We start from the raw sequence: 23,082 nt of genomic DNA, 5'->3' as shown, positions 1-23,082 counted from the left end.
GCGGCCATAGCGAATTGGAACCACCCCTTCCCATCTCGAACAGGGCCGTGAAACGATTCCGCGCCAATGATAGTATACTTCTCGTATGCGAAAGTAGGTCACCGCCAGGCTTTTATTTAACATCCAGATTTCATCTGGATGACGACAACGGCCCTCTACAAGAGGGCTTTTGTTTTTGTGTTATGCATGACGGATTGCTATAATAGTGATCATTGGGGATGGGCGTTGAGCCCATTTTTTATTTGTAGAATCAGGCAATAAGGTTTGCTATGCAGGATTTAAACACATTGTTGGAAAAGTCTCTTGATCAGCTTGGGTATGAGTTGGTCGATATGGAGTTGTCCAATCGTGGAAAATTGATCCGCTTATTTATTGATAAGCCGGAAGGTATCAATATTGATGACTGCGTTTTGGTGAGTAATCACTTAAGCAATTTATTGGCTGTAGAGCATGATATTGATTACGACAGGCTGGAGGTATCTTCTCCTGGCTTGGATCGGGCTTTGAAGAAAGAGTCTGATTTTGTGAGGTTTGTGGGCGAGCGTGCCCAAGTGAAATTGCGCGTGCCTGTTGAAGGCCGGAAGAATTTTTTAGGCATATTGCGTGGCGTGGACCAAGACTATCTTGTATTGGAATGTGAGGGCGTGGAACAGCGCGTGCCATTTTCCAACATTGATAAAGCAAGATTGTCCCCTGAGTTCTAAGCACCAATTTTTTGGCGGAGATTGAAATGAGTCGCGAAATATTGTTATTGGTCGATGCATTGGCCCATGAAAAAAATGTGGCTAAAACCGTTATTTTTACGGCATTGGAATTGGCACTGGCCTCGGCTACCAAAAAACGCTTCACTGAAGATGCTGATGTACGCGTGGAAATCAACCGTGATAACGGGGAATATAATTCATTCCGTCGCTGGCAAGTGGTTGAAGACGAGGAGCTGGAAAATCCTGATGCGCAAATTACGCTAGAGGACGAGCGCGCTCAAGGTCTGGCATTGGGTGATTATATTGAAGAACCACTTGAGTCTGTAGAGTTTGGTCGTATTGGTGCGCAGGCTGCTAAGCAGGTCATCTTGCAAAAGGTGCGTGAAGCTGAACGTGAGCAGATTCTGGATGACTTCCTTGCACGTAAAGAGCATTTGGTGACTGGTGTCATCAAGCGTATGGAAAAGGGTAATGCAATCATTGAGGTAGGTCGTTTGGAGTCAATGTTGCCGCGTGAGCAAATGATTCCAAAGGAGAATTTGCGTGTGGGCGATCGTGTGCGCGCTTACCTTTCTCGCATTGAGCGTGGTGGTCGTGGCCCTCAGTTAATTCTCTCGCGCATTGCGCCAGAGTTTCTGGTCAAATTGTTCGAGCTGGAAGTGCCTGAGATTGAAGAGGGGCTGCTTGAAATCAAGTCGGCCGCTCGTGACCCTGGTTTGCGTTCCAAGATTGCAGTGAAGTCCAATGATCAGCGCCTGGATCCAGTCGGTACTTGCGTTGGTATGCGCGGTTCACGTGTACAAGCCGTGACTGGCGAATTGGCCGGCGAGCGTGTCGATATCGTATTGTGGTCGATGGAGCCCGCCCAGTTTGTCATTAATGCCATGGCGCCTGCAGAGGTATCCGGCATTGTGGTGGATGAAGATGCCCACAGCATGGATGTTATCGTAGATGAAGAGCAATTGGCGCAGGCGATTGGTCGTAATGGTCAGAATGTGCGTCTGGCTTCCGAATTGACGGGCTGGACATTAAATATCCTGACCGAAGAAGAAGCCGCCAAGAAGAACGAAGAAGAACATAGCAACATCTTGCAATTGTTTGTCGATAAGCTGGATGTGGATGAAGAAGTAGCCGATATTCTGGTGCAAGAGGGTTTTAGTACTCTTGAAGAAATTGCTTACGTGCCTCTGGCTGAAATGAGCGAAATTGAAGCTTTTGATGAAGATACCATCAATGAGTTGCGTAAGCGTGCACGTGCGGCCTTGTTGACTGAAGCGATTGCCAAGGAAGAGAAGGTGGGTGAGGCGTCTGAGGACTTGCTGCATATGGAAGGCATGGATGATGCGACTGCTCGTACCTTGGCAGGCAAGGGCGTGGCTACGATGGACGATCTCGCAGACCTCGCAGTGGATGACTTGGTTGAGCTGACCGGCATGGATGTCGAGCGTGCCAAGCAATTGATTATGACTGCGCGTGCGCCCTGGTTTGCTTAAGGCGATAGAGAGCGTAGCTAAAAGAAATGCACTGGCTGACAGTGCAAGTGAAAGAGATTGGAGTAACTGAATGGGACAATCGAGCGTAGCACAGTTTGCCAGTGAGTTGGGGTTGCCAGCTGAACTGCTTCTGGAGCAATTAAAAAGTGCAGGTGTCAGCAAGGCTGCGTATGACGACACCCTCACTGAGCAGGATAAAACCTCTTTGCTGGAATATTTGCGCAAGGAGCACGGTGCACAAGAGCCTAAGAATAAGATTACGCTGACCCGTAAACAAGTTACTGAAATCAAAAAATCTGATAGCAGCGGTAAGGCACGTACTATCCAGGTGGAGGTTCGCAAAAAGCGTGTGCTTGTGCGGCGCGACCCATCTGAAGCAGTGGCCGAAGAAGACGCTATTCTTGAAGCGCCAGTGCTTGAAGAGGTAGTGGTGGAAGCCCCAGTGGTCGAGGTTGTACCCGAGCCTGTTGTCGAAGTAGCTCCTGAGCCGGAGCCAGTCGTCGTGCAAGCTGAGCCAGAACCAGAACCGGCTCCCGTCGTTGAGCCAGAGCCTGAAGTGATAGAGGTGGCAGCAGTTAATGTCGAAGAAAAGTCCGCAGAGGAAGCGCGTCCGCGCTTGACAGCCAAAGAGCTGCTGGGAGCTGAGGAGTTGGCATTGCGTGAGCGTGAAGCCAAGCGTCAGGCTGCTCTGATGGCGATTCAGGCTGAAGAGCTGCGTAAAAAGCAAGAGTTGGCGCAGCGTCGTCAAGAAGAAGCCAAGCGTGCTGCTGAAGCCGCTGCGAGTAAGCTGTCTGAAGGTACATTGCATAAGCCCGCAGCGAAAGAAGCGCCTAAAGCTGATGACAAGAATGCTAAGAAGCCAGGTAAGAGTGGTGGCAAGGATTGGAATGATAATGATGGCAAGAAGCGTGGTGCCGTAAAAACCCGCGGAGATGCTGGAGCTGCAGGCCAAGGCTGGCGTGCGCAGAAAGGTAAGTCCAAGTCCAAAGGCAATGAAAGCCAACAACACGCATTTAATGCGCCAACAGAGCCGATTGTGCATGATGTATTGGTGCCAGAAACCATCACGGTTGGCGATCTTGCTCACAAGATGGCGGTTAAGGCCAGTGAAGTCATCAAGACCCTGATGAAGATGGGCATGATGGTGACGATCAACCAAGTGCTTGATCAGGAAACCGCCATTATCATTGTTGAGGAAATGGGCCATAACGCCAAGGCGGCGGCCTCCAATGATCCTGAAACTTTCCTCGATGAATCAGATCATGCAGAAGCGGTGCAGGAGTCGCGTCCACCGGTGGTGACCGTGATGGGCCACGTGGACCATGGTAAGACTTCCTTGCTCGATTACATTCGCCGCAGTCGTGTGGCTTCGGCTGAAGCTGGCGGGATTACCCAGCACATTGGTGCTTACCACGTTGAAACACCGCGTGGCATGGTGACTTTCCTGGATACTCCCGGTCACGAGGCGTTTACCGCCATGCGTGCACGAGGAGCCAAGGCGACTGACGTTGTGATCCTGGTGGTGGCTGCCGATGACGGCGTGATGCCGCAAACGATCGAAGCCGTACACCACGCCAAAGCGGCCGGAGTGCCACTGGTGGTGGCTGTCAACAAGATTGATAAGTCTGAAGCCAATCCAGAGCGGGTAAAGCAGGAGTTGGTGAGTCATGAAGTTGTGCCTGAAGACTGGGGTGGCGACACCATGTTCGTAGAGGTATCTGCGAAAACTGGTCTTGGCATCGATAACCTGCTGGAAGCTGTATTGTTGCAAGCTGAAGTGCTTGAACTCAAGGCGCCAAAGAATATCCCTGCCAAGGGCCTGGTGATCGAAGGTCGACTGGACAAGGGCCGTGGTCCAGTGTCCACTATTTTGGTGCAAGCAGGTACATTGCAACGTGGCGATATGATCTTGGCGGGTACGGCCTATGGTCGTGTGCGTGCCATGCTGGATGAATCTGGACAGGATGTGAAAGAGGCCGGCCCTTCTATTCCGGTTGAAATTCTTGGTCTTTCAGATGTGCCGAGTGCTGGTGAAGAAGTCATTGTGCTTAATGATGAGCGCAAGGCACGTGAAATTGCCTTGTTCCGTCAAGGCAAGTTCCGCGACGTGAAGCTGGCGAAGCAGCAAGCTGCGAAGCTGGAAAGCATGTTCGAGCAAATGGGCGAAGGCGAGGTCAAGGTCTTGCCGCTGATTATTAAGTCCGATGTCCAGGGCTCTTATGAAGCGCTGTCGACTTCCTTGCAGAAGTTGTCCACCGATGAGGTCAAGGTCAACATCATCCATACTGGCGTAGGTGCGATCAGTGAGTCTGATGTTAACTTGGCGGCTGCATCCAAGGCCGTGTTGATTGGCTTCAACGTGCGTGGAGATGCCGGTGCTCGCAAGCTGATCGACAGTTCCGGTGTTGATGTACGTTACTACAACATCATTTACGAAGCAGTCGATGAGGTGAAGGCTGCATTGGGTGGCATGCTGTCGCCAGAGCAGAAGGAAAGCGTGATCGGTACCGTCGAGATTCGTGAAGTATTCCGTATCTCCAAGGTTGGCTCTGTTGCTGGTTGCTACGTGCAGGATGGTGTCATCCGCCGTAACTCCAAGATCCGCCTGATTCGCGATAATGTTGTGATCCACACTGGTGATCTTGATTCGCTCAAGCGCTTCAAGGATGACGTCAAGGAAGTGAAATCTAACTTCGAATGCGGTTTATCCTTGAAGAATTACAACGAAATTGAGATAGGCGATATTCTGGAAGTGTTTGAAGTCGTCGAAGTAGCGAGAACACTTTAAGCGTATGGCCAAGGAATTTTCCAGAAGCGATCGTGTTGCCGAGCAGATTCAGCGAGAACTCGCTGATCTGCTGCAATTCGAAGTAAAAGATCCCAGAGTGTCCTCCATGGTGACGGTGACTGAAGTTGAGGTGAGTGGCGACATGGCGCATGCCAAGATCTATTACACTGCACCGCAAGGTACGCCTGAGTTGCAAAAAGGCCTGGAAAAAACTGCAGGCTTTCTACGTAGCCAGTTGGCCAAACGCCTGTTGTTGAGAACGGTACCGCAACTGCATTTCAGTTACGATGCTTCTATTGATCGTGGCATGTACATTGCCAAGTTGATCGATGAGGTCTTGCCTCCTGCCGAGCCGGATCAAGACGACGAGTCTGTCTAAGCAAAACGGTCACGCTGTGCAATTCAGACGGATCAAGCGCAATATCGATGGCGTGCTATTGCTGGACAAGCCACTCGGCATTTCTTCCAACCAAGCACTACAGATAGTCAAGCGGCTGTATCAAGCCGCCAAAGCTGGTCATACCGGTAGCCTGGATCCATTGGCGAGCGGTTTATTGCCCATTTGCCTTGGCGAAGCCACCAAGTTTTCCCATTTTTTATTAGATGCTGACAAAAGTTACCGCGCATTGGTGACTTTGGGCAGCACCACAACGACCGGTGATGCTGAAGGTGAAGTGTTGCAGCGGCTACCTGTCAACACAACCCAGCCTGAGCTGGAAGCGGCACTGAAAAAAATGGTCGGAGATATCTTGCAAGTGCCACCTATGTATTCTGCCTTGAAGCATGGTGGTAAGGCTCTTTACGAATATGCCAGAGATGGGGTGGAAATCGCTCGAGAGCCTAGGCCTGTGACTATTCATGCCATCACCCTTGAGCGGTTTGATGGTCAGCAGTTTGAGATGGTGGTGTCGTGCAGCAAGGGTACTTACATCCGGACGCTGGCAGAAGACATTGGTAACTTGCTGGGGTGCGGGGCACATTTGGGTGGTTTGCGTCGCCTCACAACAGCCCATTTTGATCTGAGCGAGGCTGTTACGATAGAACAGCTTGAGCAAATGTCGTTAGAGCAGCGGGATGCAACCCTGTTGGGAGCGGACGCCTCGATTAAAGATTTGCCACAAGTCAGTATCGACGACGATAGCGTATTTTATTTATTACGCGGTCAAGAAGTGTGGAAGTCTGGCCTAAATATTGAAGGTATGTTCAGACTGTATTCGCCGCAAGGAGTTTTTCTTGGCATAGGTGAACAAACCTCACGTGGTTCTATCGCCCCAAAGCGTTTACTCCGCCAGGTCTTGTAAGGCCTTCATTCAGCCCATTTGTATGCCTACCTTTTCGGTAAGTCCGGCATCCTGGTTTTAGTCATCAGCAAGCACTCGTCCATTCAAACGATCAAATCACTGGTTTATTGAACTTAGCGGTAATTAGCGATATAATAAAAAGTTGATTGTAAATGAATGCTCTAGCGGGCTAGATGTTCCTGCATTTGCATTGACGCACAACACATCTCACAACATTAGGATTAAGTTATGGCAATTACAGTTCAAGAAACAGCAAAGATTGTTGCTGATTTCCAACAAGCTCCGAACGATACAGGTAGCCCAGAAGTTCAAGTTGCACTTCTTAGCGCCCGTATTACTTATTTGACCGAGCATTTCAAAAGCAATGCCAAGGATCACCACTCCCGTCGTGGTCTGCTGAAGTTGGTAAGTCAGCGTCGTAAACTGCTGGACTACCTCAAGCGTAAGAATGCTGATCGCTATCGTACATTGATCGAGCGCTTGGGTCTGCGTAAGTAATCATCGCGCACTTGTGAACTCATAAATAAGCCGAAAGCAAAGCGGAGACGCAATGCTTATCGGCTTATTTTTTTATTAAAGGACAAATATTGTGACGGCAATCAAGAAAACGATTACCTATGGTCAGCATGAGCTGACACTTGAAACCGGAGAAATTGCACGCCAGGCTGATGGCGCCGTGATGGTCAGCTATGGTGATACCGTAGTGCTGGTGAGTGTAGTGGGCAAACGTGAAGTGAAGGCTGGTCAAGACTTCTTCCCATTGACTGTGGATTACCAGGAAAAAACCTACGCTGCCGGCAAGATCCCAGGTGGTTTCTTTAAGCGTGAAGGTCGTCCCTCTGAAAAGGAAACACTGACTTCCCGTCTGATCGACCGCCCATTGCGCCCACTATTCCCTGAAGCCTTCTACAACGAAGTGCAAGTGGTGGCGACCGTGATGTCTTCCGACCCTGAAATTGATGCGGATATTCCAGCAATCATTGGTGCTTCCGCTGCGTTGGCGATTTCCGGTATTCCATTCTATGGCCCGATTGGTGCCGCACGTGTTGGTTACATCAATGGCGAATATGTATTGAACCCGACAGCTTCCCAGTTGAAGGAAACCGCGCTTGATCTCGTGGTAGCTGCCACTGACAGCGCTGTGTTGATGGTTGAATCTGAAGCCAAGGAGTTGCCAGAAGACGTCATGTTGGGCTCCGTCGTTTACGGTCATGAGCAAATGCAGGCTGTGATCAATGCTATTAACGAAATGGCAGCCGAAGTTGGCAAGGAGCCTTGGGATTGGGCTCCTCCGGAGCCTAATACCGACTTGATCTCCAAGGTCGAGGCTCTGGCTGGCGCCGACATCAACGAAGCGTACAAGATCAAGTCCAAGGGTGCACGTTCCGGCAAGCTGGATGAAATCAAGAGCCGTGTGTTGGGCGAATTGATTACAGAAGAAACCTCTACTGCTGAAGCTAACGAAATCAAGGGTGCCTTGTTCAACCTGGAAGCCAAGGTTGTGCGTACTCAGATTCTGAATGGCGAACCACGTATTGATGGTCGTGATACGCGCACTGTGCGTCCAATTAGCATTCGCACTGGCGTACTGCCACGCACCCACGGTTCCGCCCTGTTCACTCGTGGTGAAACCCAGGCGCTGGTCGTGGCCACATTGGGTACAGGTCGTGACGAGCAGATCATTGATGCTTTGCAGGGTGAATATGCAGATCGTTTTATGCTGCATTACAACATGCCTCCGTACGCTACTGGCGAAACTGGTCGTGTTGGTACACCTAAGCGTCGTGAAATCGGGCATGGTCGCTTGGCCAAGCGCGCACTGCTGGCAGTATTGCCAAGCCAGGAAGAGTTTGGCTATACCGTACGTGTTGTGTCTGAAATTACTGAGTCCAATGGTTCCAGCTCGATGGCGTCCGTCTGTGGTGGCTGCCTATCCTTGCTGGATGCAGGCGTGCCGTTGAAGGCGCAAGTGGCTGGTATTGCCATGGGGCTGATCAAGGAAGGTAACCGTGTTGCCGTCTTGACCGACATCCTGGGCGATGAAGATCACCTCGGCGATATGGATTTTAAGGTGGCAGGTACTGAAGCCGGTATCACTGCGTTGCAAATGGACATCAAAATTACTGGTATCACTGCAGAAATTATGCGTGTTGCCCTGTCGCAAGCCAAGGAAGGCCGTATGCATATCCTCGGCTTGATGAAGGAAGCGGTTGGTGAGCAGCCGCAGGAGTTGTCCGCATTTGCGCCACGTATTATTACCATGAAGATCAATCCTGAGAAGATTCGTGACGTCATCGGTAAGGGCGGTGCGGTGATTCGTGCGCTGACCGAAGAAACTGGAACAACGATCGATATTGAAGAAGATGGCACGATCAAGATTGGTTGCACCAGTGCAGAAGCTGGTGAAGAAGCCAAGAAGCGTATCGAAGTTATCACTGCTGAAGTGGAAGTAGGCCAGGTCTATGACGGTACTGTGCTTAAGTTGCTGGATTTCGGTGCGATTGTTTCCTTGTTGCCAGGTAAGGATGGCCTGCTGCATATTTCCCAAATTGCCCATCAGCGCGTGAATGCTGTAGCTGACTTCCTGAAGGAAGGTCAAGTGGTCAAGGTCAAGGTGTTGGAAGTGGATGACAAGGGTCGTGTGCGCCTGAGTGCTAAAGCTTTGATTGAAGCGCCTGCTGCAGAAGACTCTTCAGCAACAGTTACTGACCAACAGTAATCTGGTTGCGTTAGCTCAATAAAAAAGCCGGTTTGAAACCGGCTTTTTTATTTGTGTTCACAACATCAGATTTGTTGCTGTGAAGATATGCTCAAGAGTCGAGCATGTAAAAAGCCCATCACCATGAAAATGGATGGGCTTTTTATTGAATGAATGGCAGTGAAATTACTTTGCGACTTGTTTTTCGCGAATTTCATCCAGCGTTTTGCAGTCGATGCAAAGTGTTGCTGTGGGGCGTGCTTCTAGTCGCTTTAACCCGATTTCGATACCGCAACCATTGCAATAACCGTATTCACCTTCATTGATCTTGTTGAGAGTTTCATCAATCTTCTTGATCAGCTTGCGCTCGCGGTCGCGGTTACGCAGTTCCAGCGCCATGTCAGATTCCTGGCTTGCCCTATCATTTGGGTCGGCAAACATGGTGACTTCGTCCTGCATGGTATGCACTGTGCGGTCAATGTCATGACTAAGCTCTGCTTTCCAGTCATTCAAGATTTTCCGGAAATGATCACGTTGCTTATCATTCATGTATTCCTCGCCAGCCTTGGGTTGGTAAGGAACAAATTGTCTTGTAATTGCTTCAGCCATGTGCGCCTTAAGAGTTAACTTTCGATTAACAGAAAAATAAAGCAGGCGCAAGTGTACACTGAATAATTCAGTGATGCAAAAGCCTTGTGCCCCAAGGCTTCAACTCAAATCAAGCCGTTGGTTCGACAATTAAATGGAAGTGAGGCCAGATTCGCGCAATTCCAGTGCTGCCAGCGTGTTCTGCATTAACGTGGCAACGGTCATGGGGCCTACTCCGCCTGGAACGGGTGTGATCCATGCTGCACGCGTTTTTGCGGTTTCAAACTCAATATCGCCACACAAGCTGCCATCCGCTAGGCGATTGATACCGATATCCACGACGATTGCCCCGGGCTTGATCCATTCGCCTTTGATCAGGTGTGGCTTCCCAACAGCGGCTACCACAATGTCCGCTCGCGCAACATTCGCTTGCAGATCTTTGGTGTGACGGTGACAGCTGGTCACGGTGCAGCCGGCTAGCAACAGCTCTAGGGCCATTGGCCGGCCCACGTGATTGGATACCCCAACGACAACCGCGTCCAGCCCAAGTAGTTTGATGCCAGTTGATTGCAGAAGCTTGATGACGCCGTAAGGTGTGCATGAGCGCAATGTCGGTTGACGCACCGCCAGCCTGCCAATGTTGTAAGGGTGAAAGCCGTCCACATCTTTGGCCGCGCTAATTGTTTCGATGATTTTTTTTTCTTCTATATGCGCAGGCACGGGAGACTGCACCAAGATGCCATCCACTGTTTCATCCTCATTGAGTTGCTGAATCAGCGCGAGTAATTCAGCTTCACTGGTGGTGCTAGGCAAATCATAAGCCAGGGAACGAATGCCGGTTTTCTCGCAAGCGAGTCTTTTATTGCGCACATAGATAGCAGAAGCAGGGTCAGCGCCAAGCAGGATCACGGCCAAGGTCGGCGCACGCAATCCTTTTTCCAAGCGATTGTCTATTAAGGATTTTGTTTCGGAAAGCGTGACTTCAGCGATGGATTTTCCGTTGATGATGTTGGCGGTCATGACAAGTTTTTTCAAAAATAATGCGACATTTTAGCAGAATCAGTTTGACCTTCCCGCTAGAGTGCGCTATATTTCTCGCCCTCGGGGTGTAGCGTAGCCTGGTAGCGCGCCTGGTTTGGGACCAGGATGTCGGGAGTTCGAATCTCTCCACCCCGACCAGTTTTGTAGTAAGTCTAGATTGCCCGACAATCTGCCCGTAGCTCAACCGGATAGAGCACCAGCCTTCTAAGCTGGGGGTTACAGGTTCGATTCCTGTCGGGCAGGCCATGACACTGGTTATTCAGTTTCAATGGTGGCTGTAGCTCAGTTGGTAGAGCCCTGGATTGTGATTCCAGTTGTCGTGGGTTCGAGCCCCATCAGCCACCCCATTCCCCATCAAAAAATATAAGCTCTTCAGCTTGAGGCCATCACCTCAAGCCCAGTATGCTGATACTTAGTTAGTATGCATCATAGTCTTCATCATCATCTCCTGCGGTATCGATAAGGTCTTGTATATCGTCTACGCTGATGCCTGTGCCATCGTTGATGGTTTCGATCTTTCGGGATGACAGCCCTAGAACTTCAGTTGCCACGTGCTCTGCTGCATATTGGTTGATCTTGTTGAGCAGTGACTCCATGAATTCTGCAAAGCTGGTTTCTTCGGTCACCACTTCGTAAGTATGATCCAAGGCAATTTGCGCGATGGATGGAAAGTATTCATTGAGGGTATTAATTGCACGTTCGTCTAAAGACATAATGGGCTCCTGAAAATTGTGCCGATATTATCTATGAAATCCTACGCGACTTCCTGATTTATCAAGGCTGGCAGCTTTCAGGGCTTGTCTTGTGTGATTGTGGCGATGTGCTTATAGTAACGTCATGCTTTGTACTCATTATTCCCCCCATATGATTCGCAGAAAGCCTTTCTGATGGTGGCACAGCTACCTGCATTGATCATTATCGATGATGATCCCCTAATCACTGATACCTTACATTTCCTGCTTGGCAAGGATTTTGAGGTGTATGTTGCCGAATCGCGCATGCAAGCAAGGAGCTTATTGCGCCAACTGGAAAGCCCGCCACCATTGGCGCTGGTCGATCTCGGCTTGCCGCCGGTACCCCACAAGCCGGATGAGGGCTTCAAGGTGATTGGGGAGCTATTAGCTCATGCACCCACCATGAAAATTCTGGTATTGTCCGGCCAGAATGAAGAGGCCAACGTCAAGCATGCCTTGGCGTTGGGTGCAGTGGACTTTATTCCCAAGCCTTGTGATGTTGAGCGTTTACGGCAATTGCTGCACAACGCACTCAAGTTACAGGATGCTGAGCTCGGTGAAACGGTTAATGCAGAAGAGGGCGGCGGTTTACTCGGCATCAGCCTGCCGATGCAAACATTGCGTACACAGATTACCCAGTTTGCCGATGCGCCTTTTCCGGTGTTGATTGAAGGGGAGTCAGGTAGTGGCAAGGAATTGGTTGCTAGTTGCCTGCATCGACTCAGTCGGCGCTCACAACAACCCTATCTCTCTCTTAATTGTGCGGCTATTTCCCCGAATCTGGCTGAATCTATCTTGTTTGGGCATGGCAAAGGCTCCTTTACCGGGGCGGCCAATGCACATAGTGGCTATTTTGAGGATGCGGGTGAGGGTACTTTATTCCTGGATGAAATTGGCGAATTACCGTTAGAGCTTCAAGCCAAGTTGCTCAGGGTGTTGGAAAACGGTGAGTATCAGCGCATTGGTGAGACCCAGTCTCGTCGTAGTCGGGCGCGTATTGTCGCAGCGACAAATCGTGACTTGCGGGAAGAAGTGCGTGCAGGCAATTTTCGCATTGATCTTTATCACCGCCTGAGTGTGTTTTCCGTACGGGTTCCGCCATTGCGAGACCTAGAGCAGGATCGCTACGTCTTGCTAGATCATTTCAACCAATTTTATGCACGTGAAACCGGGCAGAAGACTTTTGCGCTTGATGACCAGGCCAAGCAGCGGTGGCTGGGCTATCACTTCCCAGGTAATGTGCGTGAGCTGCGCAATATTATTATCCGCCTGGTGGCTAAATATGCTGGTCAGCTTGTGACAGATGCACAATTGGCAGCCGAGTTGGACTTGATGCATACGGGACTTGGCCAGGCCGCTGCAAATGGTGCTGATGCACCACTTTTGACCGATGAAGCTGCCATGGCAAGCCAGGCACATAAGCATTTGCAAACGCAGGCCAATGTTAATTTGGACCAAGTGCTCAAATCCTGGGAGCGGGCGTATGTTGACGCGGCGATGAGAATTACCCATGGCAACCTGAGCCAGGCGGCCAAGCTGCTGGGTATCAACCGTACCACGCTCTATAGCCGCATCCAGCTGCAGCAGGACTACAAAGGCGAATAGTGTATTACGCCCATTTTGGCCTGAAAGAGCCTCCATTCAAGATAACACCCAATACTGACTTTTTCTTTTCTGGCGGCAATCGTGGTGCAGTGCTGGACGCATTGCGCTATGCCATCTTGCACGGTGAGGGGATTGTCAAAGTTGTTGGCGAAGTGGGTAGTGGCAAGACCATGCTGTGCCGCATGCTGCAAATGCAGTTGCCGGAGCATGTGGATAATGTCTACCTTGCTAATCCGAGTATGGCACCAGAAGACGTGCTGCACGCTATTGCATTGGAGTTACGGCTTGATCTGCCTTCTGGTTTGAGTCGGTTGGAGGTTATGCAACGCTTGCAACAGGTGTTGCTGGAAAAGCACGAAGCCAAACGCCAGGTGGTGGTATTCGTGGAAGAGGCTCAAGGTATGCCGCTGGCGACGCTGGAAGAAATCCGCCTGTTGACCAATCTGGAAACTCGTCACCACAAGTTGCTGCAAATCGTGTTATTTGGCCAGCCCGAGCTGGATGACAACTTGAACCAGCGCGAAATCCGCCAGCTCAAGGAGCGCATTACCCATAGCTTTTATCTTGGTCCGCTGAGCAATGATGAAATTGCGGAGTACCTGATGTTCCGTCTGCGTGCAGCAGGGTATTTCGGGCCGCCATTATTTACCAAGCGGGCAATCAAGCAATTGGCTACGATGGCGCAGGGTTTGGTGCGACGGGTGAATATCCTGGCGGATAAATCCTTGTTGGCAGCATTTGCCGCGAATACTTACCAGGTTACGCCACGACATGTTGCTGCTGCAATACGGGATAGCGAGTTTGCTCAAGAGATAACACGGCCGGCAAGACGCTGGGTAGGGTTTGCGTGGTTCGGAGTATTTTTTGTGATCACTGGCGTGGTGGCTTATGCCTGGAGTCAGGGAGCGCTACCCTGGCCGTCTATGATGAATGCTCAGTTGCGGCAGGAGCCAGTCGAGGCAGTGCAGCCCTTGCTGGAACACGCAAGCAAACTCGCTGAGCCAGACGCAGACGTCATGCAAGAGATAGAACAGCGTGGAGAGGCTTCATTAGCCTGGCTGGGCAGCATTCCGCACGAATATATCACCATACAACTGGCATACCATGCGGCAGGCAGTGCACTGGATCACGAACTCCGGCCGATGGTGGCACAACTGGTGCTTGATAATCTTCATGCCGTGCAGGCTAAAGTTGGTGACAAAGCCAGCGTTATCATATTGTATGGCGCATACAAAAGCCGCCAGGATGCACTGACTGAGCTACAGTCGTTGCCAGCAGCATTACAAACAGGGGCACATTTGCGAACGATTGCAGGTGTTAGGGAAGAACTGTTGCAGCATCAATAACTTGATCACAATTATCTGGTTGTGATCTTCATTTGCAAACATGTACTGATTGTGGGATAAATCCCGGAATATCAACATGATCAGTAGAGGGGATACGTTTTGTCCGGCCAATTGCCAAAAGTTGCCAGCATTCTGCTACTGCCATGTCTGCTTGGCCTGACAAGTTGCGCCCATCAATCTACCGTTTCTCCTTCCACCGGGCACATCGACGAAACGTCATCAACCAAATCTATTCAGCCAGCCGAAATTCCCAAGCCAGTCAAAAGTAGTAGCTACCTGCCGCCACCCAAACCCAGGGCCAAAGAGCAGACTTACAGCGTAGTGGTCAATGATGTGCCGGTTAAGGAAATTCTTTTTGCGCTCGCGCGCGAGAGCAAGCTCAATATTGATATTCATCCTGCCATCCAGGGGCGGGCCACGCTGAATGCCGTTGATCAAACCCTGCCTGCAATTCTGGAGCGTCTCGCCAAGCAAGTTGATTTAACCTACCGTGTAGATGGCAACGTGCTGAGCATTACGCCAGATATGCCAGTGTTGCGCAGTTACAAGGTGGATTATGTGAACATGTCGCGCGATACCACAGGCTTTATCGGTGCGGCAGCGGAGATTGCAAGTACAGGACGGAGCGCATCTACGACCAGCGGGGCAGGAGGGACGTCTAGCTCTAGCACCTCTTCTAGCTCAGGCACGGGAGCCGCCAATAGTTCGCGTACCGCAGTGAATAGCCTGGCTACCAACCATTTCTGGGAAACCCTGATCCAGAATCTGAAAGACATTCTGGCGGAAACCGACAAGGAAGTGATTATTACCCGTAGTGGTACAGCAGCTTCACAACAATCTGCGGAAGCGTCTGTTCCCGAGGGTGGGGATAGAGCTGCCGCGCAGCTATCTGCCTCCCGCAATACAACGCAAGAGCGCGAGGATGCGCGCACCGAGTATAAAACCTTGTTTGCCGCTACTGTGATTGCCAGCCCGGAAACTGGTATTGTCAGTGTGCGAGCAACTCATCGCCAGCACGAAAAGGTGCAGGAATTTCTCGACAAGGTCATGAGCAGTGCCAAGCGGCAGGTATTGATTGAGGCCTCCATTGTTGAGGTCACTTTGAATGACACCTACCAAGCTGGTATTGATTGGACCAAGCTGGGCAATGGCTTCAACATGACGAATCAATTGGGGTTGAGTACAGTGCTGACGCCGGCCGGGATTGCGGGTACGGCAGGAACAACACTACCTTTCAGTATTGGCTATTCTAGCGATAACAGCAGCGTGGATTTTAACTTGCGTTTGCTGCAACGATTTGGCGATACCAAAGTACTTTCCAGTCCAAAATTGATGGTGCTTAATAACCAGACTGCGGTAATGAAGGTGGTGGATAACCTGGTGTACTTCACGATTCAATCCCAGGTCTCACAAGGTGTTGGGCAAGGCTCAACTAATTTACAATCGGTGACGACCACACCGAATACGGTGCCTGTGGGCATGGTGATGAGTGTCACGCCGCAGATCAATGATGCCGGACAGGTGAATATCAACGTGCGCCCCACCATTTCACGTGTGCTGAGTTATGTCGATGATCCCAATCCGCAATTGACGTTAACAAACGGTACGACGACAACTAGAATTGAAAGTAAGATACCGCAAATTCAGGTGCGCGAGTTCGAGTCTGTGTTGCGGGTGAATAGTGGCGATACGGCAGTCCTGGGTGGTTTGATGCAAGACAATATCCAGCAGGCAACAGATAAGGTGCCTGGTATTGCCAAGGTGCCATTAGTGGGTAAGTTGTTCACTGCACGTAGCAATTTCAATGTGAAGACCGAGCTGGTGATCTTCTTGCGTCCAGTCGTGGTGCAGAATGCCAGCCTGGAAAGTGACGAGCTTAATTCATATAAGCAATATTTGCCTGCCCAGCAACTGCAAAGGTTAATTAATGAGTCTGTTAATTAGCGCATTGCAGAAAGCGGAACAAGCCAAACAACAGCCTTTGGAAAAGGCTGAGATTGAGGAGTTTTTGCTGGATATTGCACCGGCTGAGCCTGTGCATGGTGGCGAAGCCAGTCAATCCCAATCTTCGCTCAGTCCTAAATCCAGTCATGCTTCTGAGGAATCCATCGCCCAACAACGCGCAGCAGCACAGCTGTTGGCTGCCAGGTCTGGTGCTGCTAAGCGAGAGACGCTGCTCTCGCCATTTACCCAAGGTTTGTTGTTGTTATTGCTAGTGTTGCTAGTGGGCAGTGGCGTGTTCTGGTATGTCAGTTCCTTGACCCAGCCGGAAGTAATTGTGCCCAGGCCGGTAGTGTTGAATACCGCACCAGACACTAACCTGGAACCTCTCGCAAATGTTGCTGGGCAGGATTCGGTTGCTGAGCCTGATATTAGTGAAGAGGTACATGGCAACACAAGTCCGGCAGAGGTGATGGCAGCTCCTATTACTCCTGTCGACAGCTCCAAGCAGCGTACCAATATCATCCAGCAGCCTTTGCCCCAGGTATTTGGTGAGGTGCCGCAGGCGACGACTAACAGCCAAGTTCAGGTGACGCGTAACCGACCTGTCGCTACAGTCAATCAGCATGTGCTGGAAGCTTATCAAGCATTTAATCTTGGTGATGATGCCGCTGCCCAGCAGGCATATCGACAGGCATTGCAGGCTGATGTACGGAATGTGGATGCGCTATTGGGCATGGCCGCTATTGCTGCACGACATGGTCGCCAGCAGGATGCCGTGAGTTGGTATCAACAAGTATTGCAAGTCGAGCCGCGTAACGGCATTGCCCAGGCGGCATTGCTGGATTTGCAAGGCTTGGCTGATCCGTTGAGCAATGAAACTCGACTCAAAAATCTTATTGCCCAACAACCAGAGGCAGCCTACTTGCATGCTGCATTGGGACATCATTATGCTGAGCAAGGGCAATGGCCGTTGGCACAGCAGTCTTATTTCCAGGCGCATCATCTCGATGCGGCCAATCCTGAATATGCCTTCAACTTGGCAGTGAGCCTGGATCAATTGGGTAAATCCAACTTGGCATTGCAATATTATCAGCAAGCCCAGGCATTGCTGGCTGGTAAGGAATCACCCAGCGTAAATCAGGCGCAGTTGGCTGCCAGGATACGCCAGCTTCAGTAACACTTTCCGTGCATAGGATATGCTCACGGCCTGGTGTGTCCGGGCCAACACATAACGGATGTAAGATTCATTCATGGTAGAACAACGTCGCAAGCTCCGCTTGGGAGAGCTCATGGTGCAGCAAGGCCTGATCAGTCAGGATCAGCTGCGTATTGCCCTCATGGAGCAGGAGCAGAGCAATATCCCGCTGGGACGCCAATTAGTGCGTCTTGGCTTTGTTACTGAGGCGATGGTGCGTGATCTGGTGGCGCATACCATAGGCCAGGAAAGTATCGACCTTTCCACGGTGGTGGCAGATGCTGAGGCGTTGAAGATGGTGCAAGAAGGCTTTGCGCGCCGTTATCATATCCTGCCCGTGGCGTTTGATGCCAACACGCGTCAGTTGACGGTGGCAATGTCCGATATGTTCAACGTGGTAGCACTGGATCAATTACGTGCCACCGTCGGTTCACAGGTGCAGGTGAAGCCGGTGCTGGCGGCAGATGCCCAGCTTGAAGATTATATTGACCAGTTCTATGGTTACGAGCTTTCTGTTGATGGCATCTTGCGCGAGATCGAAACTGGGGAAATTGACTACCAGAGTTTGCAGGCAGGCGGGGATGAATACACCCAGCCTGTGGTGCGCTTGGTGGGTGCCTTGCTCATGGATGCAGTGAAGCGCGGGGCTTCGGATATCCATTTCGAGCCGGAATATGCTTTCTTGCGCATCCGCTACCGCATCGATGGCGTATTGCAGCAAGTGCGTAGCTTGCACAAGACCTATTGGCCCGGTGTCGCCGTGCGCCTCAAGGTGATCTGCGGCATGGATATCGCCGAGACGCGTTCTCCACAAGATGGGCGCCTGAACATGAATCTCTCAGGCAGGCCGATCGATTTTCGTGTTGCAAGCCACCCCACTATTCATGGCGAGAATATCGTGCTGCGGGTGCTTGATCGGGAAAAATCGATCATCCCACTTGAGCGCATGGGCTTGCGCGATCAGGCACTGGATGAATTGAAACTCATGATGACGCGGCCAGAAGGGATTGTCATCGTGACCGGGCCGACTGGCAGCGGTAAGACCACGACGCTATATTCCTTATTGTCATTCCTCAATACAGAGGGGGTCAATATCATGACCCTGGAAGACCCGGTGGAGTATCCCGTCACCATGATGCGCCAGACCTCGGTGGCAGAAGTGAACAAGGTGGATTTTGCCAACGGCATCCGCTCCATCATGCGCCAGGACCCAGACATTATCCTCGTTGGCGAGGTGCGTGATGCTGACACGGCCACCATGGCGTTTCGCGCCGCGATGACCGGGCACCAGGTTTTCACCACGCTACATACCAATTCTGCACTGGGTACTTTCCCGCGTTTGCTTGATATTGGCATTTCGCCTGACATCATGGCGGGGAACATCATCGGTGTGGTGGCGCAACGCTTGGTGCGGGTGCTATGCCCCCATTGCAAGGAAGCTTATGCTCCTAACGATGACGAGCGCAAATTGCTGGGCAAGAATGTCCGGCTAGATTTGCGCATCCACCGAGCGATCGGGTGCAAGCAATGCGGCTATGCCGGTTATCGTGGACGCATGGCGATCATGGAGTTGTTGCGGGTAGATAGCGAGATGGATGCACTGGTGGCGCGCCGTGCGCACTTTGACGAAATGCGAGACCTTGCCCTGAAAAAAGGCTTTGTCACGCTGGCAGAAGATGGCATCCGGCGCATTATCGAAGGACACACCAGCTTGTCCGAGGTGATGCGGGTGATTGATCTTACCAGTCGCATCAATTAACGCCTGCAAACATGCCCTCGTTCACTTACAAAGCGGTCGACCAAACAGGCAAGGCGGCACATGGCCAGATTGATGCCTTGAACGAGATTGACCTGGAGTTGCGCCTCAAGCGCGTGGGCCTGGACTTGATCACCTTCCGGCCTTCCAGCCTGAGACCCTCGGTGTTGAGTCGCCGTAAGGTCAGTTTGCAGGATTTAGTGATTTTCTGCTTTCAGTTGGAGCAACTCACAACAGCGGGTGTGCCATTGCTCGAAGGGCTGGTGGACTTGCGGGACAGTACTACCAATCTGCATTTCCAGAAGATTATCGGCTCCTTGGTGTCATCGGTGGAGGGCGGCAAGATGTTGTCGCAGGCATTGGCCGAGCACCCTTACGTTTTTAACCGTGTATTCGTTAGCCTGATCAAGGCTGGCGAGCAAACCGGGCGCTTGCCGGAAATTTTTCGCCATCTTGCCGATACCTTAAAGTGGCAGGATGAGCTGATTGCGCAAACTCGCAAATTGCTCGCCTATCCCATGTTTGTGTTGGTTGTGGTTGTCGCTGCAGTGATATTCCTCATGGCCTATCTGGTGCCGCAGATGGTGTCTTTTCTCGGCAATATGGGCCAGGCTCTGCCATTGCAGACGCGTATTCTGATTGCGGTGTCGAATGCTGTCGTGGATTATTGGTGGTTGATGCTCGGCCTGCCGATGCTAACAGTGATCCTGCTCAGCATCGCCATCCATCGTAGTCAGGAAGTGCGCTATCGGTATGATCAGGCCAAGCTGAATTTACCGGTGACAGGCAATATCCTTAGTAAAATCATCCTGGCGCGCTTCTCGCGTTATTTTGCGTTGATGTACCAAACGGGCATCCCTGTGCTGGATGGCATACGCAGTTGCGAAGAAGTGGTGGATAACCTCGTAGTAGCGGAGGCATTGAATCGGGCGTTGCAACAGATTAATGCGGGGGAGAGCATGAGCGACAGTTTTCGTAATGTTGGGCTGTTTCCACCGCTGGTAGTGCGCATGATACGCGTGGGGGAAAGCACAGGCGGGCTGGATAAGGCCTTGCTCAATGTCAGTTATTTCTATGATCGGGATGTCAACGAATCGGTGGAAAAATTGCTCAAGATGATAGAGCCCGCATTGACCGTGATACTAGGTGCCATCCTTGCCCTGATCATGTTTTCGGTGCTTGGTCCGGTGTACGATTCCTTTAGCCAACTCAAATTATAGCCCTATGTTCGAACGTCTCATTCTTTGTGCAACGCATGACCGGCTGATTGCTGGCCGATGGCGTTTTGGTCGTTTGCGCGGGATAGAGATATTCGATAACCAGCCGCAAGGGCATCTAGAGTTCACCGAATTCCTGATGCAGCATCATTACATCCCGACTTATCTCATGGTGGATGCGCTGGAAGAAGATTTCCACTTGGAAGTCTTGCCCCATACTTCAGGACGCTCACGCAAGGAGTTGTTGCAGCGCAAACTCAACCAGGTCTATCGGAATACCACCCTCAAGGCGGCACAGTTTCTTAACCGTGAGCGTGACAAGCGCCGTGATGATCGCTTCCTCTTTGTGGCACTGAACAACACCGACAGCCTGCAACCTTGGCTGGATGCGCTGGTGGCGCAGCAAGTGCCGCTTGCCGGTGTGTATAGCTTGCCTATGGTCAGCCAGCTTTTGTTGAGCAAGCTCAAGTTCAAGGCCAATGATATTTTGCTTAGCGAGCAACTTTCATCAGGGCTGCGCCAAAGCTATCTGCACCAAGGGCGATTACGGATTAGCCGCTTGGTGCAGATACCCCCCGAGGCTTATCAGAAAATCTCATATTTCCACTTGGTGGAAACAGACAAGGCCAGGTTGTACCTATTAAGCCAGCGCCTAATTGCGCGTGATACTGCCCTCAGGGTGGTGGTGCTTACCCCTGCGCAAGATGCAGAGCAGATCAGTCGCAATATCCAGCAGGAACAGGGCCTGCAATGTGAGCCAATTCATCTGGTACAACTGGCGAAAAATCAGGGATTGCCGCTGGAGCTGGTGCGACAGTGGCCTGAGCTGGTGCATATGCAGATGCTGGCCCGCGGGCATCGACCAGACAACCTCGCGCCAGAGCCACTGGTCAAGACATACCGGATGGAGCTCCTGCGCAAGGGCTTGGTGCTGTCGGCATTGATCGTGGCAGTGCTGGGATTGCTCATCACTTTGCTATACCTGGCGCAATCGCTTGATGAGGTGCAACAGTTACATGAGCGCGCCATTGAAACGCGTCAACAGGAGCAGCGCTATAACGAGATTGCCAATAACTTCCCCGCGACACCTATCCAGGGCATGGATTTGTCAGTGGCGGCTAATGTGCACGATGCCATCATCAGGCAGGAGGCCAGCCCTGCCAGGATGCTGCTGGTATTGAGTCAAGTGATGGACCAGATGAGCAACATCCAATTAAACCGTTTGCGTTGGGTGATGAGTGACGATATTGGTATCAAGGATGAAGACAACGCGAATACTGCTACGTCGACAACCCCTGCTAATGTGGGTGCAGTGTTGTACCAGATTGGGTTTATGAGCGGCGAAATTCGCGGCTTCAATGGTGATTATCGCGCCGCGTTGGACATGGTCAATCATTTTGCCGAAACACTGAAATCGAATGTTGCCATACAGGAAGTAAGTGTGGTGCAGCAGCCTGTGAATGTGAGCTCTTACTCCAGTTTGCAGGGCAGCACATCAGATGAGCGCACTGCCCAAAATGAAAAAGCCGTGTTCAAGCTCAAGCTGGTGTTGAAACCCGAGGTCAGGCCATGATCATGAAGCTGAGTCGACAAGATTGGCACCGGCTGGCATTGCCCTTGTTGGCATTGCTGGTTGCCATGGTATTTGCGATCGGCATTGTGACCTATGCGCAGATTTATCGTGAGGAGGTTGGGCAGCGGCTGCAACAGCAGCAAAACCAATTGATGCAGGCGCGTTCGCGCTTATTATCGTCAGACCAGGAGCGGGATAACATCATGCGCTACCTACCTGTGTACCAACGCCTGATACACCAAGGTTTTATTGGCGAGGAGCGCCGCATTGAGTGGGTAGATGCACTGCGTAATATCCATCAGTCCGAGCGCTTGTTTGGTATCAAGTACAGTATCGGGGCACAAGCGACTTATCAACCAAGCTTTATTGGCAATACCGCACCTTTCACCTTGTACCGCTCCATCATGAAGCTGGAGCTGCCCTTGCTGCATGAGGGCGATATGCTTGCGCTGCTAGATGGCCTCAAGCATCAACAGAGCACACCTTTCCTCGTGCGGGATTGCACTATCACCCGTAACGCCATGGCGGCAACGACGACATTAACGCCAGTTGCGACCATGTCCTGCGATATTGATTGGCTGACTTTACACGAATCTACAATAGGAGCTACGCCATGATGCGAGTGCTCTTGATTGCCCTGTTATTTTTGACACATGCCAGCATGGCAGCAGAGCCATTCGGACGTTTGTTCACTACTCCGCTTGAGCGAAGCAACCTGGAGAAATTACGCCAGAGCCAACGTGGGCAATTGCTGGAGCAAGTCTCCCAACCTGAGGCTCCAGCTCACATGCCAGCTACGGTGCCATTACCCACACCAGATCTTAGTGTGCAAGGCTATGTAAAGAGGAGTGATGGTGGCAAGGGCACAGTCTGGATCAATCACCAGCCAGTGCAGGAAGGCAGCAACAATGGCCAAGTGCAGGTAGGCACAGTGAATCAACAAGGCGTACCGCTGACTGTGCATGAAAATGGGCAGCATGTGCGCCTCAAGGCAGGGCAAGTATTCAACCCGGAAACCGGGCAGATCATTGAGCGCAATGTGCATACGACGCCTGACGTACCCACCAGCGCGGCTGAGCAAGGCGTGATTCGCTAGGTG

The 23,082-nt window shown here is 51.3% G+C and carries 19 protein-coding genes, 3 tRNA genes and 1 rRNA gene; 20 read left to right on the top strand and 3 right to left on the bottom strand.

Translation table 11 applies throughout. From position 1 onward, the window contains the following. The 8 genes from rrf to pnp form a co-directional block, all read left to right on the top strand. Nucleotides 1–110 (top strand): 5S ribosomal RNA (rrf, locus tag LG202_RS09925); the annotation flags it as partial. Between the two features lie 159 nt (nt 111–269). Then, complete coding sequence (gene rimP, locus LG202_RS09920) at nt 270–704, top strand: ribosome maturation factor RimP (RefSeq protein WP_230348285.1); 435 nt, start codon at nt 270–272, stop codon at nt 702–704. Nucleotides 705–730: 26 nt separating this feature from the next. Then, nucleotides 731–2,197 (top strand): transcription termination factor NusA, encoded by a 1,467-nt coding sequence (nusA, locus tag LG202_RS09915; protein ID WP_230348284.1) that lies wholly within the window; start codon nt 731–733, stop codon nt 2,195–2,197. A 70-nt stretch (nt 2,198–2,267) separates the two neighbouring features. Further along, complete coding sequence (gene infB / locus LG202_RS09910; RefSeq protein WP_230348283.1) at nt 2,268–4,985, top strand: translation initiation factor IF-2; 2,718 nt, start codon at nt 2,268–2,270, stop codon at nt 4,983–4,985. Between the two features lie 4 nt (nt 4,986–4,989). Beyond that, a complete protein-coding gene (rbfA, locus tag LG202_RS09905; RefSeq protein WP_230348282.1) occupies nt 4,990–5,364 on the top strand; it encodes a 30S ribosome-binding factor RbfA in 375 nt (124 codons plus the stop codon). A gap of 16 nt (nt 5,365–5,380) precedes the next feature. Continuing rightward, the gene (gene truB / locus LG202_RS09900; RefSeq protein ID WP_230348281.1) at nt 5,381–6,286 is read left to right on the top strand and encodes a tRNA pseudouridine(55) synthase TruB; all 906 of its coding nucleotides are present in this window, start codon (nt 5,381–5,383) and stop codon (nt 6,284–6,286) included. A gap of 228 nt (nt 6,287–6,514) precedes the next feature. Then, the gene (rpsO, locus tag LG202_RS09895; protein ID WP_015829110.1) at nt 6,515–6,784 is read left to right on the top strand and encodes a 30S ribosomal protein S15; all 270 of its coding nucleotides are present in this window, start codon (nt 6,515–6,517) and stop codon (nt 6,782–6,784) included. Nucleotides 6,785–6,875: 91 nt separating this feature from the next. Beyond that, on the top strand, nt 6,876–9,005 hold the full coding sequence (pnp, locus tag LG202_RS09890; protein WP_230348280.1) for a polyribonucleotide nucleotidyltransferase: 2,130 nt from the start codon (nt 6,876–6,878) through the stop codon (nt 9,003–9,005). 165 nt (nt 9,006–9,170) lie between these two features. Here the strand turns inward: pnp and dksA are convergent, their stop codons facing one another. Both dksA and folD read right to left on the bottom strand, forming a co-directional pair. Further along, nucleotides 9,171–9,593, bottom strand: a complete 423-nt coding sequence (gene dksA / locus LG202_RS09885; protein WP_230348279.1) for an RNA polymerase-binding protein DksA — start codon at nt 9,591–9,593, stop codon at nt 9,171–9,173. A 129-nt stretch (nt 9,594–9,722) separates the two neighbouring features. Beyond that, nucleotides 9,723–10,592 carry a bifunctional methylenetetrahydrofolate dehydrogenase/methenyltetrahydrofolate cyclohydrolase FolD gene (gene folD / locus LG202_RS09880; protein WP_230348278.1) on the bottom strand — a complete coding sequence of 290 codons (870 nt, stop codon included), beginning with the start codon at nt 10,590–10,592 and terminating at the stop codon, nt 9,723–9,725. An 82-nt stretch (nt 10,593–10,674) separates the two neighbouring features. Here folD and LG202_RS09875 point away from each other — a divergent pair. From LG202_RS09875 to LG202_RS09865, 3 genes are all read left to right on the top strand, one after another. Continuing rightward, nucleotides 10,675–10,751 (top strand) — tRNA-Pro (locus LG202_RS09875). Between the two features lie 31 nt (nt 10,752–10,782). After that, a tRNA-Arg gene (locus LG202_RS09870) sits at nt 10,783–10,859 on the top strand. A gap of 25 nt (nt 10,860–10,884) precedes the next feature. Beyond that, nucleotides 10,885–10,960, top strand: a tRNA-His gene (locus LG202_RS09865). Between the two features lie 69 nt (nt 10,961–11,029). On the opposite strand, the gene LG202_RS09860 is transcribed toward LG202_RS09865, so the two are convergent. Beyond that, nucleotides 11,030–11,326: a hypothetical protein gene (locus LG202_RS09860; protein WP_230348277.1), complete on the bottom strand. Its 297-nt coding sequence runs from the start codon at nt 11,324–11,326 to the stop codon at nt 11,030–11,032. Between the two features lie 174 nt (nt 11,327–11,500). Here LG202_RS09860 and LG202_RS09855 point away from each other — a divergent pair, with 174 nt between their 5' ends. From LG202_RS09855 to LG202_RS09815, 9 genes are all read left to right on the top strand, one after another. Next, on the top strand, nt 11,501–12,952 hold the full coding sequence (locus LG202_RS09855) for a sigma-54-dependent transcriptional regulator (RefSeq protein ID WP_230348276.1): 1,452 nt from the start codon (nt 11,501–11,503) through the stop codon (nt 12,950–12,952). Continuing rightward, complete coding sequence (locus LG202_RS09850; protein ID WP_230348275.1) at nt 12,952–14,298, top strand: ExeA family protein; 1,347 nt, start codon at nt 12,952–12,954, stop codon at nt 14,296–14,298. The genes LG202_RS09855 and LG202_RS09850 overlap by 1 nt, the downstream gene beginning before the upstream one ends. A 99-nt stretch (nt 14,299–14,397) precedes the next feature. Next, complete coding sequence (gene mshL / locus LG202_RS09845) at nt 14,398–16,242, top strand: pilus (MSHA type) biogenesis protein MshL (RefSeq protein ID WP_230348274.1); 1,845 nt, start codon at nt 14,398–14,400, stop codon at nt 16,240–16,242. Further along, the gene (locus tag LG202_RS09840; RefSeq protein ID WP_230348273.1) at nt 16,226–17,419 is read left to right on the top strand and encodes a tetratricopeptide repeat protein; all 1,194 of its coding nucleotides are present in this window, start codon (nt 16,226–16,228) and stop codon (nt 17,417–17,419) included. The genes mshL and LG202_RS09840 overlap by 17 nt, the downstream gene beginning before the upstream one ends. 73 nt (nt 17,420–17,492) lie before the next feature. Beyond that, nucleotides 17,493–19,196 carry a GspE/PulE family protein gene (locus tag LG202_RS09835; protein ID WP_230348272.1) on the top strand — a complete coding sequence of 568 codons (1,704 nt, stop codon included), beginning with the start codon at nt 17,493–17,495 and terminating at the stop codon, nt 19,194–19,196. Nucleotides 19,197–19,207: 11 nt separating this feature from the next. Continuing rightward, on the top strand, nt 19,208–20,413 hold the full coding sequence (locus tag LG202_RS09830; RefSeq protein WP_230348271.1) for a type II secretion system F family protein: 1,206 nt from the start codon (nt 19,208–19,210) through the stop codon (nt 20,411–20,413). 4 nt (nt 20,414–20,417) lie between these two features. After that, complete coding sequence (locus tag LG202_RS09825; protein ID WP_230348270.1) at nt 20,418–21,983, top strand: hypothetical protein; 1,566 nt, start codon at nt 20,418–20,420, stop codon at nt 21,981–21,983. A 2-nt stretch (nt 21,984–21,985) separates the two neighbouring features. Next, entirely contained in the window at nt 21,986–22,600 is a 615-nt protein-coding gene (locus tag LG202_RS09820) for a hypothetical protein (RefSeq protein ID WP_230348269.1), read from the top strand. Beyond that, nucleotides 22,597–23,079: a hypothetical protein gene (locus tag LG202_RS09815; RefSeq protein ID WP_230348268.1), complete on the top strand. Its 483-nt coding sequence runs from the start codon at nt 22,597–22,599 to the stop codon at nt 23,077–23,079. The genes LG202_RS09820 and LG202_RS09815 overlap by 4 nt, the downstream gene beginning before the upstream one ends. The last annotated feature ends 3 nt before the right edge of the window (nt 23,080–23,082 follow it).

It is taken from the genome of Methylobacillus methanolivorans (assembly GCF_054588515.1).
The sequence above is the reverse complement of the archived record's forward strand: the minus strand, read 5'-3'. Positions and strand labels throughout refer to the sequence as shown.

What these genes read in the sequence shown, in the direction of transcription:
- nusA (WP_230348284.1), top strand. Translation starts at nt 731, where the DNA reads ATGAGTCGCGAAATATTGTTATTGGTCGATGCATTGGCCCATGAAAAA.
- LG202_RS09815 (WP_230348268.1), top strand. Translation starts at nt 22,597, where the DNA reads ATGATGCGAGTGCTCTTGATTGCCCTGTTATTTTTGACACATGCCAGC.
- rimP (WP_230348285.1), top strand. Translation starts at nt 270, where the DNA reads ATGCAGGATTTAAACACATTGTTGGAAAAGTCTCTTGATCAGCTTGGG.
- LG202_RS09820 (WP_230348269.1), top strand. Translation starts at nt 21,986, where the DNA reads ATGAAGCTGAGTCGACAAGATTGGCACCGGCTGGCATTGCCCTTGTTG.
- LG202_RS09840 (WP_230348273.1), top strand. Translation starts at nt 16,226, where the DNA reads ATGAGTCTGTTAATTAGCGCATTGCAGAAAGCGGAACAAGCCAAACAA.
- LG202_RS09825 (WP_230348270.1), top strand. Translation starts at nt 20,418, where the DNA reads ATGTTCGAACGTCTCATTCTTTGTGCAACGCATGACCGGCTGATTGCT.
- folD (WP_230348278.1), bottom strand. Translation starts at nt 10,592, where the DNA reads ATGACCGCCAACATCATCAACGGAAAATCCATCGCTGAAGTCACGCTT.
- LG202_RS09835 (WP_230348272.1), top strand. Translation starts at nt 17,493, where the DNA reads ATGGTAGAACAACGTCGCAAGCTCCGCTTGGGAGAGCTCATGGTGCAG.
- rpsO (WP_015829110.1), top strand. Translation starts at nt 6,515, where the DNA reads ATGGCAATTACAGTTCAAGAAACAGCAAAGATTGTTGCTGATTTCCAA.
- LG202_RS09855 (WP_230348276.1), top strand. Translation starts at nt 11,501, where the DNA reads ATGGTGGCACAGCTACCTGCATTGATCATTATCGATGATGATCCCCTA.
- rbfA (WP_230348282.1), top strand. Translation starts at nt 4,990, where the DNA reads ATGGCCAAGGAATTTTCCAGAAGCGATCGTGTTGCCGAGCAGATTCAG.
- dksA (WP_230348279.1), bottom strand. Translation starts at nt 9,593, where the DNA reads ATGGCTGAAGCAATTACAAGACAATTTGTTCCTTACCAACCCAAGGCT.
- LG202_RS09860 (WP_230348277.1), bottom strand. Translation starts at nt 11,326, where the DNA reads ATGTCTTTAGACGAACGTGCAATTAATACCCTCAATGAATACTTTCCA.
- LG202_RS09830 (WP_230348271.1), top strand. Translation starts at nt 19,208, where the DNA reads ATGCCCTCGTTCACTTACAAAGCGGTCGACCAAACAGGCAAGGCGGCA.
- infB (WP_230348283.1), top strand. Translation starts at nt 2,268, where the DNA reads ATGGGACAATCGAGCGTAGCACAGTTTGCCAGTGAGTTGGGGTTGCCA.